This is a genomic window from Novosphingobium sp. YAF33 (assembly GCF_052113265.1).
GTDB lineage: Bacteria > Pseudomonadota > Alphaproteobacteria > Sphingomonadales > Sphingomonadaceae > Novosphingobium.
Map to the genome: position 1 here is coordinate 23016 of NZ_JBFRCW010000010.1, position 16229 is coordinate 39244.

Genomic DNA, 16229 nt, shown 5'->3' on the forward strand with positions numbered 1-16229 from the left:
TCCTGGAAACTAATTCTTACTGTTTCGAGAGGACAATCTGAGCAGGATTTGACAAGTCAACATGCAGATCCAGCATCTTGCCGACCGCCTCGGCAAACCCCTCGGGATCGCCTACCGGAAAAGCGCCGCTGAGCTTGCGCGATCCCAGCTCTTGGGCGCCCAGGCGGATCTTGGCGCGATTGTAACGGTTGATCGCCTCCACAGCCTGATCAAGCCGGGTACCATTGAGCGCGAGCATCCCGGAAACCCATTCAACGTCGGGCCCCGGAACGGAGGAAGTGCTTGCCGGCGATCCGATCTCGATCTGCGAACCGGCAGCGATCTGCCGCGGCGCGCCGGTTGGCGGCTCGGCCGCGTTCAGTTCGACCGCCCCATGCGGAGCGGCAATTCGCAGCACTGCACCTGTCAGGAAGGCATCGAAGACACCGCCCTGGACCGTCGCGCTGTTTGTGCCCGCGCTCACCGCATAACTGCCTGAACCCGGCGCGCTTTCCACCCTGATCCGGCCCTTCGCAATAACGATGTCACGAATCCCTCCGGAAAGTGAAACCGAAATTCGGGTATCGGTATCGAGGGTGATCGCGCTCGCATCGGCGAGGCGGAACGTCCTGATTTCCCCGATTCCAGTCTCGTACGTCGCCGCCTCGGCCGGGGTCACCAATTGGGGCAAGAGATGATGGCCGCTGGCCCAGACGGTCGCTAAACCGACAAGGAAGACCGCCGCCGCAGTCCCTAGCGCGATGTGGGTACTTTGGCGTGCGTAGAACGGAGCCTTCGTCAGGTTTCCGTCAAAACCACCGAGACCTTTGGGGACGATCCGCGCTTCGCCCAGCAAGGCCCTGCTTTCCTCATAGGCCTGACGGTGGCGTGGATCGGAGGCGAGCCAGGCCGCGAGGCTTTCCGTTACGCCAGGCTCACCCGCATCGCAGCGCTCAGCCCATCGGTTCGCTTCTTCGTAAAGCCGCTCCGGGAGCGAGTACGGAGGCCGGTCAGTCATGGCTACACAAGTGCTGGCCGAGCTTCTTGATCGCAATGCCCATGTGCCTTTCGACCCCCTTTTGACTCAGACCCGTCTGCTTCGAGATTTCGGCGAGACTATAACCATAGACCCTTCGCGCCAGAAATATCTGCCGTGTCAGAGGCTTGAGCTTGCCCACCGCGGCTTCGATGCGGCGAAGACGGTCACGGGCCTCGAGTGCCGCCACAGGATCGCAATCGGGAATTTCCGCAACGTCCATGACCTCGGAACACGGCGCCGGATTGCGCATTGCCAGCCGGGCGTTGTCACGCAGCAGGTTGACCGCCGATTGCCGCAGATAGCCTCCCGGGTTCTCAATCTGATGCACATTACCACGTGCCGCAAATCGCGCGAAGGCTTGCTGGACGACATCTTCCGCAATTTCCCGACGCGATCGGCGCATCACGAAACGCAGCAACCCCGAGCGCTCGACGCGGTAAATTCGGTCGAGCGTCTCGCTAGCCGCGCAAACCCGGTCGTCATCAGGGGGAAGAGGTTCATCGTCACCGAGCGGGACGCTACCAAACCCTAAGGCAAATCGCATGACTTGCTGCCAGGTAAACCAAGATCAGTCATGGAAAACATCTACCGGCTCCGCTCGACTAGCGAGGCGGAGCCGGTAGGAACCGGATGTTGAGAACATGCAAGCACATGCGCCGACGCGTTTAGACCGCAAAGGGTCCTGGACATATGCATCAGCCATCCGGTCTATTCCCGCAAGGCGAGACTATCCCTATTCACTTGTGAGGTTCTCACGCCTCGGCATCGAACAAAAGAACGATGCTTGCAAAAGGTACTATATGCGAGACGATCTTCAAGAACGAAATTACAACTTTGTCATATGTGGCATGATCGACACAATTCACACACTGCCTAAAACACCAGATTGGCCGTATCCCGCCACCTTCCAGACGCCATCCAATTGATGCCTAACTTGGAATGGATAGAAAAATTATTCGGCCGCCGAAAAATCAGTAGGGCAAAGCGCCTACGTATCGTTCAATCACCCTCCACATTACGCAATGCAGCAAATCCCCAGCGACGGGCTCGTCAGCGCTATTGATGATGCCATTAGAGCGCGCGAATAAATTTCGATGCCTCACATCTCTACCGAACATGCCCGGCCTGCATTCCATGGCTTGAGACGATGTCTCATCCACCTGCCCCGCAAGGCACTTCCTTCAACGCGCTCACTCATGGGGTTTTATCGCCACCGCCAGCCGGACAGCGGCGAAGTTCATTGCCCATCAAAGTTCCCACTGCGATACGATCGACACCGACAGCCTATACGGAACTTAGCGCGTGAAGGGGAGCGCCGCCCAGCCACACGGACTATTGCAAGTGGGTGCGTACGACGCGTAAGCTCGCGGCAAATCCGGCCGCTCAAGCGACGTCAGAACGAAATCGGATCGTTCAGCACAAGTCGAATTTGGAATAACGGTCAAAAAACTTAAACTGACACTTAAGCGAACCATCAACATACAAATCCTTTCCCGCACTTTTTTAATTTTTATCGAAGTTTTATTTTTCTATCCGGCGATTTTTCAATTTAGTGGCTGCAATACGATCATATTGAGACCGTAATTCATCAATGCCGCACAATGCCGTTATTCCCTAGGGACGGGGCCGATAACGGGCGTCAGATGAACAAGATGTCCGGCCCGGATTCTGGATCAAGCCAGGAACAAGACGACGAGCGCCACGCCGAGGACCGCAACCCATATTTGAAACGGCCAGAGGAGATACTTCGGTGCGTGCCTGAGCTCCATGAACTCACGCCCGACCAGAGTCACCTTGGCGAACGCGACGATAAGGATCACGCAGCGGGCGGCTCCATCACGCCCCACGACCATCGTTTCGAACGAAAGGAGGGTCGCAGCGACCAAGATCGTCCAGACAATGATTGCGCGATTTTGCAGAACTGAAGGCATCAGGGCTCCCCTCACAACAAGTAGAGCAACGCGAAGAGAATGATCCACAGGAGATCGACCATGTGCCAAAACACGCCGCTCCCCTCAATGAGGGCCACGCTCCCGCGCATCTGACCGGACGATTCGATCTGCGATGCGGCAAAACACAGTACACCGATGCCAATCACGACGTGGACCAGATGAATACCGGTAAACATGTAATAATATATCGAAAATGCGTTGGTATTGAGCGTAAAGCCCTCAGCGATTTTTGCCGAGTACTCGACAGCCTTCACCGCGACAAAACCCATACCGAGTGCAATCGCGCCAAGCAGGAAGTGGCGCGCGCGCCGATCGCCTTTTCGGACAGCCGTGACGGCTTGCGCTACGCAAAGACTGCTGGTCAGCAGCAGTAGCGTGTTGAGCAAGCCGAGGTGGCGATCAAGCAATCGCTGGGATGTCTCGAAGAGGGCCGATTCTTGCCGGTGTGCGACAGCGTAGGTTATAAAAAATACTGCGAAGACTATGAGGTCGCCGCCAATGAAGACCCACACGCCTTCCTCCCCCGGTATACGACCGGCGGGAGTCTTGATCGCAGGTGTTGTTTGTTGCTTGTCCGTCATTCGCCGGCCAATGCACCGCGCTTGATCGCCGCCAGCATGGCGAAGATCATCACATTGAACCATATGCCGAAAACGACAGCTGGAAGCCAAAAAGCAAGAACGCCGTTCCACGCAAAAGGACCCGACTTGAACAAGCCGACCGCGAGGCCGGGGAGAAACAGGACACCAGTCCACAGGTTCAGGTAACCCAGCCATCGCGGAAGCGTCGGGGCCGTCTTCCGATCCTGAAGGATCACGATACCGGTGACAATGTTCTGCACGAACGCCGGGACGGCGGGCATGACGAACAGAAAGAACGCAATGTCGCTCAGCATGACGATTTCGGTGTCTGGTCGATCCAGCCGATAGGCCGCGACGGTGAAGAAAAGCCCCGCGAAAAACAGTGTTACAAACCCATAAGCAACGATCATCACGAACGACCAGGTCAACGGAGACACTGGACCCTCAATTTTCTTCATGAATGTCGCCAAGGCGCCGAGAAATGGGAAAAACAGGACCGATGCCGAGGTTATAAGAATGCCACCGACCAATATCCCGACCTGATGCTCGCGATAGTATTGGGCTACTTGAGCATATGGCATTGAAGGCGCGAGCGGCGGAAAGAGGTGTGCAACCGGCCAGATTCCCAGGAACATCATTGTTCCTGCAATCGCGCCCATGTAAGTGCACAGCTTCATTGTCGTGCTCTGGCTACCCATCACCCCTCCGCGGATTTGTTCTCCTGGATCGTGAGTAGCGCCCATGCGAAGAGCACCCACCCGAGGATAGGGTTTGCCGGATGAGACGGCTTTCACCTGCGGAAGGCGGTGCTTCTGAAGGACCATTTGCTAAATGCCATCGGAGCATCGATCCGCCATATTGCACCCGAGGTGTTTTCAACCATTCGTATGAGAGAGACCGCTTCGACACATTTGTCCGGCGTGCTCACGCACGGCCCGTGATCGCCTTGCGACTGAAAGACTAGCACGCCGGAAACAGCGAAAATGTGCCCCGCGCTTCGGATTCCCAAACACATTGCGGCAGTCTAGTGACACCTCACCTATTGCGTATTTTCAGGTCGGAGATCTTGCGCAACCTAAATGGAAACAGGACCGCCCCACCCTTCGATAGGTAGCCCTGCGGCGGACCACCAGTAGACTGCAAGAAAATCGGAGTCGGCAGGGAGATGGAAATGAAAAAGGGCATTTGTAGGGTATTGCTCGGCTCGAGCGCCCTGATGATCTGTTCGGGCCAGGCCTGGGCGGAAGAAGACAATGCTCCGGCAAACACCGCCGGCGCACAAAGTACCGGGGAAATTATCGTTACGGCTCGGCGAACCGCCGAGCGATTGCAGGATGTTCCGGTTGCGGTCGCCGCATTTGACAGCAGCGCTCTCCAGCGCTCGACTGTACAGGAACTCTCGGATGTCAGGACAATCGCCTCCGGCCTGAACTTCAATTCGGAGGGCGGGAAAAGCACGACGAATGTGAGCTTGCGCGGCGTAGGCCAGCTTCCCGTCGGTCTTACGACCCCAGGTGTTGTAACCTATTTCAACAACATCGCGATTCCCAGCCTTGGGTCGAGCATTCCTACCTACGACATCGCGAATGTGCAGGTTCTCAAGGGACCGCAGGGCACTCTGTTCGGTAAATCGACGCTCGGCGGCGCGATCCTCGTCAATACCGTTCAACCGGACCTGTACGATTTCGGAGGCTACGTGAAAGGCACGTATGGCCGCTGGAWCTACTGGGCGATCGAAGGGGCGGTCAACGTCCCGATCGTGTCGGAAAAGATCGCGTTGCGCATTGCCGGCCAGATACGGCRCCAGGACCCCAGGATCCGCTCTCTGGACGCAGACTTCTTCGCGCTGCCTGAAGTGAAGGCCCTGGGCGCTACGGATCCGAAAGCCAACAGCTATCCCGGCTTCGAGAACATCAAGAACGACAGCGTTCGTGTGTCGCTTACAATCGCCCCGACCGAGGGGATCACGAACACGACGGTCGCCGAATATTTCAAGGCCGACGAACTGGCATCCGGTCTCTACCTTTACAAGGCAGATTTCGCGCCGCTCCAGTCGGCCGTTTTCCTGCCGCTCCTTGGTAGCGCCAGTCGGGCTGCCACCGCCGTCCAGCTTGCAAGCCTCGTCGAGGCTTACGCGCAGGCGCATCCTCGCGGCGCGTTCGACGGCGGGATCGACGGAGGCCGGGCTTATCGAAAGTCGATCGCGGTCGTCAACACGACCGACGTTGAGCTGAGCGACAGCTTCTCTCTCCGGAACATTTTCGGCTATCGCAAGAATACGAATGACCAGTCGATCAACACTGCTGCCGTGCCGGTGCTGGATCAGGGAGGCGTAGCGAATCCGTTCCTGGGCGGCCTTGTTACCCAGCCTTTCATTACCTACTACGCCGAACAACGCTATGTTCGCGACTATATCGACAACGACTTCCAGTTCATCTACAAGGGTTCGGGCGGACTGAACGGTATTCTTGGCGTCTACTACAGTGTGGATGGCCCGGCCGGCCCCTCCGGCGACCAGTTTACCGTGTTCTCGTCGCTTGGCCGCGTTCCGCCCACCACCACTCATGTGAAAAATCAAAGCCTCGCGGTATACGGGCAATTTGGCATTCCGCTCACGGATAAGCTGAATTTCAACATCGGCGGTCGCTACAGCTGGGACAAGTCGGAATTCTGCTACAATCCTGGCAATACGGCCACGTTCGCATCTGTTGACTTCTCACAGTGCAAGCAGAATATCGCCGATCGGGTGGGGACGCCGACCGAATTCAGCGACGGTTTCGGACAGGCATCGGTCAAAGACAACTATCCGACATGGACCGTTGGGTTTGACTACAAGATCAGCCGGGATTTCATGGTCTATATCACGAGCCGCCGCGGCGTTCGCCCCAAGAACCTCAATTTCCCGCTGTTCGAATCTCCTCCGGTGACCTGCCCATCCCAGGCGTACTCGATGTCCTGCGTGGATCTGCGTGGGTACCAGACAATCAAGCAGGAACGGGTAACCGATGTCGAGATCGGCGAGAAACTGAGCTTCAATGTGGCCGGTGCACAAGGACGGCTCAATGTCGCGGCCTTCTATTCGCGCTACGACAACGCCACGCAGTTCCTGTCGAATTCCGGCAACTTCCTGTTTCCTCGCGGAACCCTGGACGCGCCGCCCTCCTCGATCATCATCAATGCAGCCGATCTCAACATCTACGGTGTGGAAATCGATGCCAGTGTGTCGCCTGATCGCAACCTGACTCTGGGCTTTAATGGCGCCATCACAAAAACGGACGTGGCAAAGCTGCTTCCCATCAATACGAATGGCGAACTCGGACCAAATGTCGGATCCTTCGGCGCAGATCAGATCAACAGGCTGACACCGACATTCTCCGGTACCGTCACGGCCAGCTGGATTACGCCAGTCCATCCGGCAAATGCAGATGTCATCATCAGCGGCGATCTTTACATGACGGCCGACTACGGCGGCCAGCAAGGCTACCAGCTGAAGGGCTATTCCCTCGCCAACGGGCGTATCGACGTCAAGGGAATTGCCGGCACGGGGCTGGACCTGGGCTTCTACGTCAAGAACCTGTTTGACGTTCAATATCAGGCGGGCGTTTCGGTCATTTTGCCGAATGCCCCATATAACAGCCTCTATCTCGGCCCTCCGCGCACCTGGGGCGTCGAGGCGACCTACAGGTTCTGATAGCCGGAACAACCATGAAGGGGCGGACGCGATCCGCCCCTTTTTGACTTTGAATTATCCTGGAAGCGTCGAGCCCCCCTCGGCAGCACCAGTGTTTTTCCGATACAGGAGAATAGTGATGAAGACCGGCGGCGTTATCGGTTTGGGATCGATTGGCGGAGGCGTCGCCATATGCCTTCAGCGATCCGGCCAGCTTGCAGCAATCTATGACGTTCAGGCGGCAGCCGCGGATCGCGTTAAGGGTGCACCTCCAATTTCCTCTAGCCCCCGTGCCTTGGCCGAGGCTTCGGACTGCGTGCTGATCGCGGTCCTCAACGGGGAGCAGACCCTTGCAGTCCTCTCCGGACCGGACGGAGTGCTCGCGGCAAACAAACCCGGCCAGACCGTCATTCTGTTGTCGACGATCAATATGGCAGATCTCGCCGGAGCGCAGGCGATGTGCAAGGATGCCGGCGTTATCCTCATCGACTGCGGGGTCACGAACGGACCGAAATCTGCCGAAAACGGCCTCATTTGTATGGCCGGCGGCGAAGACGGTGATCTGGCGGCCGCCAAACCCGTATTCGACGGATTCGCGCAGCAGGTCCTTCACATGGGCGGCCCGGGAGCCGGCATGGCCGCCAAGATCGCTCGCAACACCACGTACTTCGGCTGCATGAGAGCGGGTTACGAGGGGGCAGTTATTGCGCGCAACTATGGCGTCAGCCTCGATCAGCTCACTCTCGCGTTGTCAGGCGACCCGACCGCCGGCGGCGGGCTTGAGGGCGCCCTTGCCATGGCGAGACGTCCCGAAGCGGCTGGGAATGCCGACGAGACGAAGCTACGCGAATATTTCCAGATGCTCATGGTGAAGGATCTGGAGGTCGCGATTGCCGAGGCGGCTCGCTTCGGCGTCCGTCTTCCCATGGTAGAACTGATCCGGGAGAACGCCGCTTCCACATCAGGACTGGAATATCCGCTCGGCCAACCAATCGGCGCCTGAGTGCCCCTAACCAGGCCGCGGGCGACCAATCGGATATGGCTCAGCCCATTCGCCATAGTCGTCGCGCGGTCTGATAGGGGTAGCCGAAGTGCCGACACGCAAGGCGCCGGAAGCAGTGAAGCGAGATGCTTTCGCAGATTTCGTCCGGCGCCGCCGCGCAGGTACTCCCGGCCACCAGGGGCGCGGCCAATGTCTTTCATCGACGCCCCCTGTGAATGCGAGCCAGCGGTATTACCTCAACAACCGGCCAAACCGCTCTGACGTGACTGCGACGCGACAGGGCGCCGGTTCGCAGCGAACGGCGGCCCGGCGCCTATCTTATGGAAGGTTGCGCAGGCCACGCGTTGACGCATTTCCCATCGTCTGATCGCAGCGCGAAACAGGACTAGACGCTTCGGTAAACCAGAATGGCAGCGCACAGGCGARCGGTCTGGCCAGCGGGGCAAAGAGGATTCGGAGAAGATTTGATGGCGAGCGCACCCACACAGGAAATTCCTCCCCACGTACCGGCCGAGATGRCAAAGTGGTTGCCCTATTTCGCTCGTGAGGAAGTGAAGGAGTGCCCTCAGGAAACGCTCATTCCCGAGATGCACCGCACCCTGGGACCCATTACGTATGTCACCAACATCTTCCCCGGAGACAAGCCCGGCTGGCTGCTCACCGGCTATGATGACACCATGGCCATGCTGCGCGATCCCGACAATTTCACCAAGAACGGCATGGGCCAATGGTCGCAGAGCATCGGCGCAGACTGGTTGGTCGTGCCCACGGAGGTGGATCCTCCGATGCACAGTTTCTACCGCAAGGCCCTGAACCCCCAATTCTCGCCGCAGAAGATGGCCGCGATGAAAGACGAGCTGCGGCGACGCGCAAGCGATCTCATCGGGGCATTCAAAGACCGCGGCCACTGCGATTTCGTGAACGAATTTTCCGAACGCTACCCGATCTTCATCGTTCTCGACCTCCTGGGACTTCCGCAGGAACGGATGGCCGAATTCCTGGTCTGGGAAAAGGAGATGTTGCACACCAATGACTGGCAGGTGCGCAGCAACGCGGTGCGCCAGGTCGTGGCATATCTGCAGTCCGAGATCGATGCTCGCCGCCGTACTCCTCAGGACGACTACATCACCAAGATATTCGACTTCGAAGCCGAAGACGGCCGCAAGTGGAATAACGAAGAGGTCCTCGGCCATTGCTTCAATCTTTTTCTCGGCGGCCTCGACACGGTCACGACCATGCTGGGCAATATCTTCGCACATCTCGCACGCCATCCTGATCAGCAGCAGGAACTGCGCGACAATCCGGATCGAATGGTCCTGGCGGTCGAGGAGTTTCTTCGGGTCTACGGGCCGGTTACGGCATTCCGTATCGCTTCGCGCGAAATCGAGATTCACGGGCAGAAGATCATGCCGGGCGAATATGTTTCGGTCAGCACGCCCGTCGTGAACCAGGATCCGAAGATCCATGAAGACCCAGCGGAGGTCCGTTTCGATCGCAAGGCCGCGCATGTGGCGCTCGGCGGGGGTATCCACAAGTGCCTCGGCATGCATCTCGCCCGGCTCGAACTGCAGACTGCCCTGGAACTGTTTCTGAAAGAAATTCCGCAATTTCGATTCAAAGACGGTTTCGAACCGAAATATTTCGTGGGCAATATCACTTTCGTGCCCCGCCTCGAACTTCAGTGGAACTAAGAGACGCTGTGCGTTCTTGACGCACTATCGGCGCGTGGAACCCGTTCCAGTTACGAAGCCAGCCTCAAGCTGACGCAACGCATGCGAACTGCAGCAAACCGGAATGGCATATTGTGCCATTCCGGTCAGTGTTTGATAGCCGGTTTAAACCAGCCACTTGGGCCGTTCAGACCGTGACCTGCGCACCGGCGCAGGGAATCGGTGTGCACCCCATTTCGTCAGATTTCCCGCGAATGCCAACGCAGGATCGTGGCCTGGAACATGTTGCCCGGCCCAGCCCTCTCCACTTTGGCGGCGGGAGGCGGCTTACGCCAATGTAGACGCCCCGATATGGCGACTGCCAGGAAATTAGCCCGCAAACGTTCAGCTTCTTGGACAGAAGGTGCGCCGACCTTCCTTCAGACAGGTGGGCGTAGCGTGCCAGCATGTTCACTCCGCGGCATGCAGCAAAAAATCTATGATTACATCATTGTCGGCGCCGGATCCTCCGGCTGCGTTCTGGCAAACAGGCTGTCTGCCGATCCCGACGTTTCGGTGCTGCTGGTCGAGGCGGGCCCTGACGACAAGAGTCCTCTGATCAGGATGCCGCGCGGCATCGGCAAACTGCTTGCCCCGGGAAACCCGCATGTCTGGGACTATCAAGTATCCCCGGGCGGGAACGCGTCACACGAAGTGTGGCTCAAGGGCCGAGCGGTTGGCGGTTCAAGTTCCGTCAACGGTATGGTCTATGTCCGGGGCGCTCCGGCCGACTACGACGCGTGGGAACGGGCGGGCTGTCATGGCTGGGGCTGGACGGAAATGGGCCGGCATTTCGTCGAACTCGAGGACCACGCGCTTGGTGCCAATGAATGGCGCGGCACCGGCGGTCCACTGAAAGTCAGTGTTCATCCCGCGGGCGATCCGCTTTGCGAAGCGTTCCTGGAGGCCAGTGAGCAAGCCGGAATTCCTCGGGTCGCAGACATGAACGACATCCCTTCGGTCACCGACGGCGGTATGGGCTATCAGCCGACCACGACGCATAATGGCAAACGCTTTTCGGCTGCGCGCGCATTTCTGAAACCCGTGCGTGGGAGATCCAATCTCGACGTTACGCCCGGCACCGATGTCCTGCGCATCCTGTTCGAAGGCAAACGGGCCTGCGGTATTGTCGCGCGCAAGGCCGGTCAAACTTTCGAGGTGCAAGCACGGCGCGAAGTAATCGTATGTGCGGGTGCGATCCAGAGTCCGAAACTTCTGCAGCTCTCGGGTATCGGCCCACGCCGCCTGTTGGAGGGGCTGGGTATTCCGGTCGTAGTCGATGCACCCGGGGTGGGCGCCAACCTGCAGGAGCACCGATATCTGGGTTTCACTTTCCGGGTTCGCGGCCAAAGTCTGAACCAGCGACTGTCGGGCGCTGGTCTGGTCGCATCGTTCCTTCGCTACCTGTTTGCCTCGAGCGGTCCCCTCACCCATTCGGCGCACGAAGTTGGCGGCTTCATCAAGACAGAAGCGCAGCTCGAGCGACCCGACGCACAAGTGGGCATGGGTCTCTATTCGTTTCATACCGATGAAAAGGGCGCGGTCGTTCTCGACCCATTCCCCGGCCTGACGGTGATCGCCTACTACATGAGGCCCGACAGTCTGGGCGAAGTGAGGATTACCTCGGCAGATCCCGATGCTGCGCCTGCCATCGATGCCAATCACCTTGCGAGCGCCAACGATCGTGAGCGGTTCCTGGCTCTGTTCAGGTGGCTGCGCAACCTTGCCCGGCAGCCGGCCTTGCGGGACTGGATTATCGAGGAAACCGGCGCCACGGCGGGCCTCGAAACCGACGAGGACATCCTCGCGAATGCCATCGGGCTTGGCGGCACATCGTTCCACATCTGCGGGACCTGCCGGATGGGAAGCGATACGGGTGCGGTGCTCGACCCGCAGCTGCGCGTTCGCGGCGTCACCGGTCTACGGGTCGTGGACACATCGATCATGCCGACCATTGTGTCGGGCAATACCAACGCGCCGGCCATGGCGATCGCTCTCAACGCCGCGGAAATGATTTTGCGGCCCCAGCAGGATGATGGACTTTGACTATTCCCTTCACCAGTTTCGATGGTCTTTACATCGACGGCGCCTGGGCCGAAGCCGCCGGCGATCGGGACGACATCCTCAATCCGGCAACCGAGGCGGTAATCGGCCGGGCACCCGTGGGCGATAGCATCGCGGCACACGCAGCCATCGCCGCGGCGCGAGATGCATTCGATAACGGTGTATGGCCCCGCATGGCGATGGCCGAGCGCGCGGAATACCTTCGCAAGATGCATGCCGCATTGGATGGTCGGCGAGCCCAGATCGCGACGCTAATCGTGGCAGAGGTCGGCTGTTCGCAACGCGTCACCCATACGATGCAGGTCGGCAACCCGCTCGACCATCTGCTTGCTGCGCTGAACCACTCGGCACGGGACGACAGTGTCCGGTTACCGATCGACGTGACTCCCGATCCATTTGATCCCCAGGGCCCAAAGAAAATCGGCGGCACGACGGTAGTCCGCGAACCGGTTGGCGTCGTTGCAGGGATTACCGGCTACAATTTCCCTTTTCTGCTCAACCTGGCGAAAATCGTACCTGCCTTGCTGGCAGGCAACACGCTGGTGCTCAAGCCGTCCCCATTTACGCCCTTTTCCGCTCTGCTGTTCGGCGAGATCGCGCAAGAAATCGGGTTGCCCAAGGGCGTGCTGAATATCGTTACCGGCGGACCAGACGTGGGGTCGCTGTTGACTACCGACCCGCGCGTCGATCTTGTCAGTTTCACGGGATCAGAAACCGTGGGCGCTGCGATCATGGCGCAGGCGGCCCCGACCTTGAAGCGCGTTCATCTAGAACTAGGCGGCAAGTCGGCGCTGATCGTCAGGCACGATGCCGATATTGCCCGAACCGCGGCAATGGCCGCCGCTGTCTTGTCGGTCAATGCTGGACAAGGATGCGCTCTGCTCACGCGGCTTCTGGTGCACAACAGTGTGCGGGCCAAATTCGTCGAGGCCGTCTGCGCTGTCGCCCGCCAGTTCAGGATCGGCGACCCCAGCGATTCAACGGTGACGATGGGCCCGCTGATCCGCGAGAGCCAGCGTAGCAAGGTCGAACGCATGATCGCCCAGGCCCGCGATCAAGGCGCAAGGCTCGTTCACGGCGGCGGACGGCCGGCGGGGCTCGACAAGGGCTATTTTACGGAGATCACGATCTTCGACGATGTCGACAACCAGATGAACATCGCGCAGGAGGAAGTCTTCGGGCCCGTCGGCTGCGTGATCGGTTTCGACAGTGATGACGAGGCCATCCGCATCRCCAACGATTCCAGATACGGTCTCAACGGCGGCATCGAGACGGCTGACGCTGCCAAAGGGTATGAGATGGCAATGCAGATTCGCGCAGGCAGCGTCATGCTGAATGGCGGGACCGGGCGGATGACCTATGCGCCGATCGGGGGTTACAAAAGGTCAGGTATCGGCCGCGAGTATGGTCCGGATTGGCTTCACGAATATCAGAACCAGAAATCCGTGTTCTACCCAATCGGTCGCTAGAGCGTTTTCTAATCAGGTGGAACCACCTGATGACTCGGAAAACGCGCCAAACCAGAAGTTTAAAGCGGTTGATCCGATGCAGTCGGATCAACCGCTCTAGGCTGGAAAATTCGCTATCGGCACGCGCAGAGTATTAGGCTGGATGGCTGATACTCCTGAGCGTCCGGGAGGCCCAACAAGGCTTCCCGGACGCTCAGCTGTCAGGCCGATGCGCTATCCCATTGAAGATGAAGATCGGGCACGTGCAAGATGTTGCCGACGTAATAGGGAACTTTGAAGCCGTCCTTGATTCTGAATTCGGGCAGCGTCGTCACAAACTCCTCCACTGCTATCTGCAACTCCAGCCGGGCGAGATGCATGCCCAGGCATTTGTGGATGCCGCTTCCCAATGACATGTGCGCCGCCTTGCGGTCGAACCGGATTTCCTGCGGTTCATCGTAAAATACCGGATCGCGACCCACAACCGGCGAACTGAAGGCCACATAGTCTCCAGGCATGATCTTTTGGCCGTGAATTTCGATCTCCTTGGTCGCGATGCGAAACACGGTGACAGGTGCGAAGGCGCGCAGGAACTCCTCAACAGCCAAAACGATGAGCGAAGGATCGGCTCGGAGTTCGTTCTGCTTTTCCGGATGCGATGCCAGATAGTTGAAGATGTTGCCCAGCAGGGACGTGACCGTATCGAGGCCGCCGATGTAGAGATTGAAGCAGTGCCCCAAGACCTCGTCATCATTCCAGGGCCGCCCGTCTACTTCGAAGTCGAGCACCTTGGTGATGTAATCGTCGCGTGGCTGCTCGCGCCTCGCTGCGATTTCCTCGAGCAGGTAGGCCTTTACCTTTCGCACGGCATTTCCGCGCACTTCCCAGTCGTTGGAATGGAGCAGTTCCTTTTCCCATTTCAGGAACTCGGTCATTCGTCCCTGCGGCAGGCCCAAAAGGTCGAGGACGATGTAGATGGGAAACTTCTCCGAGAAGTCGGCAATGAAGTCGCATTGTCCCCGCTCTCGCAAGGCGCCGATGAGAGACCGCGCGCGTTCACGGACCTGTTCCTTCATTGCAAACATCTTCTGCGGCGCGAAATGGCCGTTCAGCGCCTTGCGGTACTGGGTATGGATCGGCGGATCGGCCTCCGTTGGGATCACGAGCCAGTCTTCACCAATATTCTGAGCCCATTTTCCCATGCCGTTTTTGGTAAAGTTGTCCGGATCGCGGAGCATCGCCTGAACATCTTCGGCGTTTTTCAGCAGCCAGCCGGGTTGATCCCCCGGAAAAATGTTAGTGACGTAAGAGACGGGTGGAAGCTCGGCGTGCATTGCCGGGATCAGAACTTCCTGCGGATTTTCATAGACGACCTTGCGCGCAAAGAGAGGCAGCGTGAACGCCAATTCGGCCGGAACATGGGCGGGGAGCGAGGATTTGGCGAGTGAAGTCATGGTATTCTCCAGAGCTCAACGGAAAGTGGCAACCCTTGCCAAAGATGGGTGCGTCGCCCGCTGCACGGATGCGAATGCGGCGGGGCGGAATATCCGCAGCCAATGGAGGCCACGAAAATGGGCGACGCAATCACTCCGGATCTCGAGCAGGCGATCAGGGACAACTACCGGTTGTGGAACGAAGGCAAGCGCGAAGAGCTCGATGCGCTTTTTCGCTCGCTCGGGCCCCAAGGTTTCACGATCGAATATGTCGGATCCTCCGCAGTCGACGGCCCCACCGCGATGGCCGCCATGTGGAAGGAATACGGGGGCAAATGCACCACCGAACTTCTTGATGTGATAGTCAATGGAACGGAAGGCGCCGCCTATGTCGCCAATCACCTTCAGACCGATAGCGGCACGGTCAGATTGACCAGCCTCGAGACCTACAAAGTTGCCGGCGGCCGGTTGGCTATTAGATACTTCCATCGGACTGCCCGGTAGAAGCTTCCTGGTCCGAATGCGGGTTTTGGGCATCGATCAGTCCGCTGCCTGCATGAAGGCAAGCAGATCCGCATAATGCGGCTGATGGACAAGGCCGCCGCCAGAAATGGAGATGTTCTCACCGGTAATGTAGCGAGCCTCGTCGGACGCCAGGAACGCCACAAGCGCAGCGATGTCTTCAGGTGTTCCGAAATTGGGCGTCAATATATGCCGCTGGATGATCTCCTTGAGACCCGGCACCGTCTTTTCCAGCGCTTCGGTCAGCACGACACCGGGGGCCACGCTGTTGCAGCGAATGTTGTCGCGTCCGTGCTGCGTCGCGATGTACCGCGTCAGCCCAATGATACCGGCTTTGGATGAACCGTAGGCGATACGGGCCAGATCTCCTGCCGAGCCTGAATTCGAGGCGGTATTGATGATCGAGCCGCCGCCACCAGCCACCATGTGCGGAATCGCGTATTTGCATCCGAGCAGGTAGCCAGTGAGATTGATGTCGAGGATCTCGCGCCATATCTCGATCGGGATATCGACTGCGGTCGTATCCTGCGGGCTTTTGACCGGATCCGTCATGGCCGCATTATTGTGAAGTATGTCCAACTTGCCAAAGTGCGCGACTGTCTTGTCGACCATGGCCTTGACCGACTTCGGCGCGGCCGCGTCGAACTGTACGGCGAGCGCCCTTTCTCCCAAAGATGCAGCAGTGCGCGCCGCGGCCTCTTCGGAAACATCTGCGACGACGACCAGCGCGCCTTCCTCAACGAACCGCCGCGCAACACCCGTACCGATGCCGCCGCCGCCGCCAGTCACAATTGCGACCTTGTTTTCTAGCCGTTTCATCTCTCACAAT

The 16229-nt window shown here is 58.7% G+C and carries 13 protein-coding genes; 6 read left to right on the forward strand and 7 right to left on the reverse strand.

Annotated features, from left to right (window positions below):
• Window positions 1–16: 16 nt before the first annotated feature.
• From AB4Z00_RS19665 to AB4Z00_RS19685, 5 genes are all read right to left on the reverse strand, one after another.
• A complete protein-coding gene (locus tag AB4Z00_RS19665; RefSeq protein ID WP_442046983.1) occupies window positions 17–997 on the reverse strand; it encodes a FecR domain-containing protein in 981 nt (326 codons plus the stop codon).
• Entirely contained in the window at window positions 990–1562 is a 573-nt protein-coding gene (locus AB4Z00_RS19670; protein WP_395335177.1) for an RNA polymerase sigma factor, read from the reverse strand. The genes AB4Z00_RS19665 and AB4Z00_RS19670 overlap by 8 nt, the downstream gene beginning before the upstream one ends.
• A gap of 1129 nt (window positions 1563–2691) precedes the next feature.
• Window positions 2692–2949 (reverse strand): cytochrome C oxidase subunit IV family protein, encoded by a 258-nt coding sequence (locus AB4Z00_RS19675; RefSeq protein WP_395335179.1) that lies wholly within the window; start codon window positions 2947–2949, stop codon window positions 2692–2694.
• Between the two features lie 11 nt (window positions 2950–2960).
• Window positions 2961–3551 (reverse strand): cytochrome c oxidase subunit 3, encoded by a 591-nt coding sequence (locus AB4Z00_RS19680; RefSeq protein WP_395335181.1) that lies wholly within the window; start codon window positions 3549–3551, stop codon window positions 2961–2963.
• Complete coding sequence (locus tag AB4Z00_RS19685; protein WP_395335183.1) at window positions 3548–4375, reverse strand: hypothetical protein; 828 nt, start codon at window positions 4373–4375, stop codon at window positions 3548–3550. Before AB4Z00_RS19685 ends, AB4Z00_RS19680 begins: the two co-directional genes overlap by 4 nt.
• A gap of 347 nt (window positions 4376–4722) precedes the next feature.
• Here AB4Z00_RS19685 and AB4Z00_RS19690 point away from each other — a divergent pair, with 347 nt between their 5' ends.
• The 5 genes from AB4Z00_RS19690 (at window position 4723) to AB4Z00_RS19710 (ending at window position 13466) form a co-directional block, all read left to right on the forward strand.
• The gene (locus AB4Z00_RS19690; RefSeq protein WP_442046984.1) at window positions 4723–7242 is read left to right on the forward strand and encodes a TonB-dependent receptor; all 2520 of its coding nucleotides are present in this window, start codon (window positions 4723–4725) and stop codon (window positions 7240–7242) included.
• Between the two features lie 118 nt (window positions 7243–7360).
• The gene (locus AB4Z00_RS19695; protein ID WP_133085098.1) at window positions 7361–8224 is read left to right on the forward strand and encodes an NAD(P)-dependent oxidoreductase; all 864 of its coding nucleotides are present in this window, start codon (window positions 7361–7363) and stop codon (window positions 8222–8224) included.
• A gap of 467 nt (window positions 8225–8691) precedes the next feature.
• A complete protein-coding gene (locus AB4Z00_RS19700; protein WP_442046985.1) occupies window positions 8692–9915 on the forward strand; it encodes a cytochrome P450 in 1224 nt (407 codons plus the stop codon).
• A 441-nt stretch (window positions 9916–10356) separates the two neighbouring features.
• Window positions 10357–11979: a GMC family oxidoreductase gene (locus AB4Z00_RS19705; protein ID WP_133085096.1), complete on the forward strand. Its 1623-nt coding sequence runs from the start codon at window positions 10357–10359 to the stop codon at window positions 11977–11979.
• Window positions 11976–13466 carry an aldehyde dehydrogenase family protein gene (locus tag AB4Z00_RS19710; RefSeq protein WP_442046986.1) on the forward strand — a complete coding sequence of 497 codons (1491 nt, stop codon included), beginning with the start codon at window positions 11976–11978 and terminating at the stop codon, window positions 13464–13466. The genes AB4Z00_RS19705 and AB4Z00_RS19710 overlap by 4 nt, the downstream gene beginning before the upstream one ends.
• Before the next feature lie 200 nt (window positions 13467–13666).
• Here the strand turns inward: AB4Z00_RS19710 and AB4Z00_RS19715 are convergent, their stop codons facing one another.
• Complete coding sequence (locus AB4Z00_RS19715) at window positions 13667–14899, reverse strand: cytochrome P450 (RefSeq protein WP_133085094.1); 1233 nt, start codon at window positions 14897–14899, stop codon at window positions 13667–13669.
• Between the two features lie 117 nt (window positions 14900–15016).
• Between AB4Z00_RS19715 and AB4Z00_RS19720 the strand changes: the two genes are divergently transcribed.
• Entirely contained in the window at window positions 15017–15382 is a 366-nt protein-coding gene (locus tag AB4Z00_RS19720) for a hypothetical protein (RefSeq protein WP_133085093.1), read from the forward strand.
• 36 nt (window positions 15383–15418) lie between these two features.
• Here the strand turns inward: AB4Z00_RS19720 and AB4Z00_RS19725 are convergent, their stop codons facing one another.
• Window positions 15419–16219 (reverse strand): SDR family NAD(P)-dependent oxidoreductase, encoded by an 801-nt coding sequence (locus AB4Z00_RS19725; RefSeq protein ID WP_133085092.1) that lies wholly within the window; start codon window positions 16217–16219, stop codon window positions 15419–15421.
• Window positions 16220–16229: the final 10 nt, after the last annotated feature.

Coding starts and splice junctions, on each gene's coding strand:
- AB4Z00_RS19665 (WP_442046983.1), bottom strand. CDS start 997: ATGACTGACCGGCCTCCGTACTCGCTCCCGGAGCGGCTTTACGAAGAA.
- AB4Z00_RS19670 (WP_395335177.1), bottom strand. CDS start 1,562: ATGCGATTTGCCTTAGGGTTTGGTAGCGTCCCGCTCGGTGACGATGAA.
- AB4Z00_RS19675 (WP_395335179.1), bottom strand. CDS start 2,949: ATGCCTTCAGTTCTGCAAAATCGCGCAATCATTGTCTGGACGATCTTG.
- AB4Z00_RS19680 (WP_395335181.1), bottom strand. CDS start 3,551: ATGACGGACAAGCAACAAACAACACCTGCGATCAAGACTCCCGCCGGT.
- AB4Z00_RS19685 (WP_395335183.1), bottom strand. CDS start 4,375: ATGGTCCTTCAGAAGCACCGCCTTCCGCAGGTGAAAGCCGTCTCATCC.
- AB4Z00_RS19695 (WP_133085098.1), top strand. CDS start 7,361: ATGAAGACCGGCGGCGTTATCGGTTTGGGATCGATTGGCGGAGGCGTC.
- AB4Z00_RS19705 (WP_133085096.1), top strand. CDS start 10,357: ATGCAGCAAAAAATCTATGATTACATCATTGTCGGCGCCGGATCCTCC.
- AB4Z00_RS19715 (WP_133085094.1), bottom strand. CDS start 14,899: ATGACTTCACTCGCCAAATCCTCGCTCCCCGCCCATGTTCCGGCCGAA.
- AB4Z00_RS19720 (WP_133085093.1), top strand. CDS start 15,017: ATGGGCGACGCAATCACTCCGGATCTCGAGCAGGCGATCAGGGACAAC.
- AB4Z00_RS19725 (WP_133085092.1), bottom strand. CDS start 16,219: ATGAAACGGCTAGAAAACAAGGTCGCAATTGTGACTGGCGGCGGCGGC.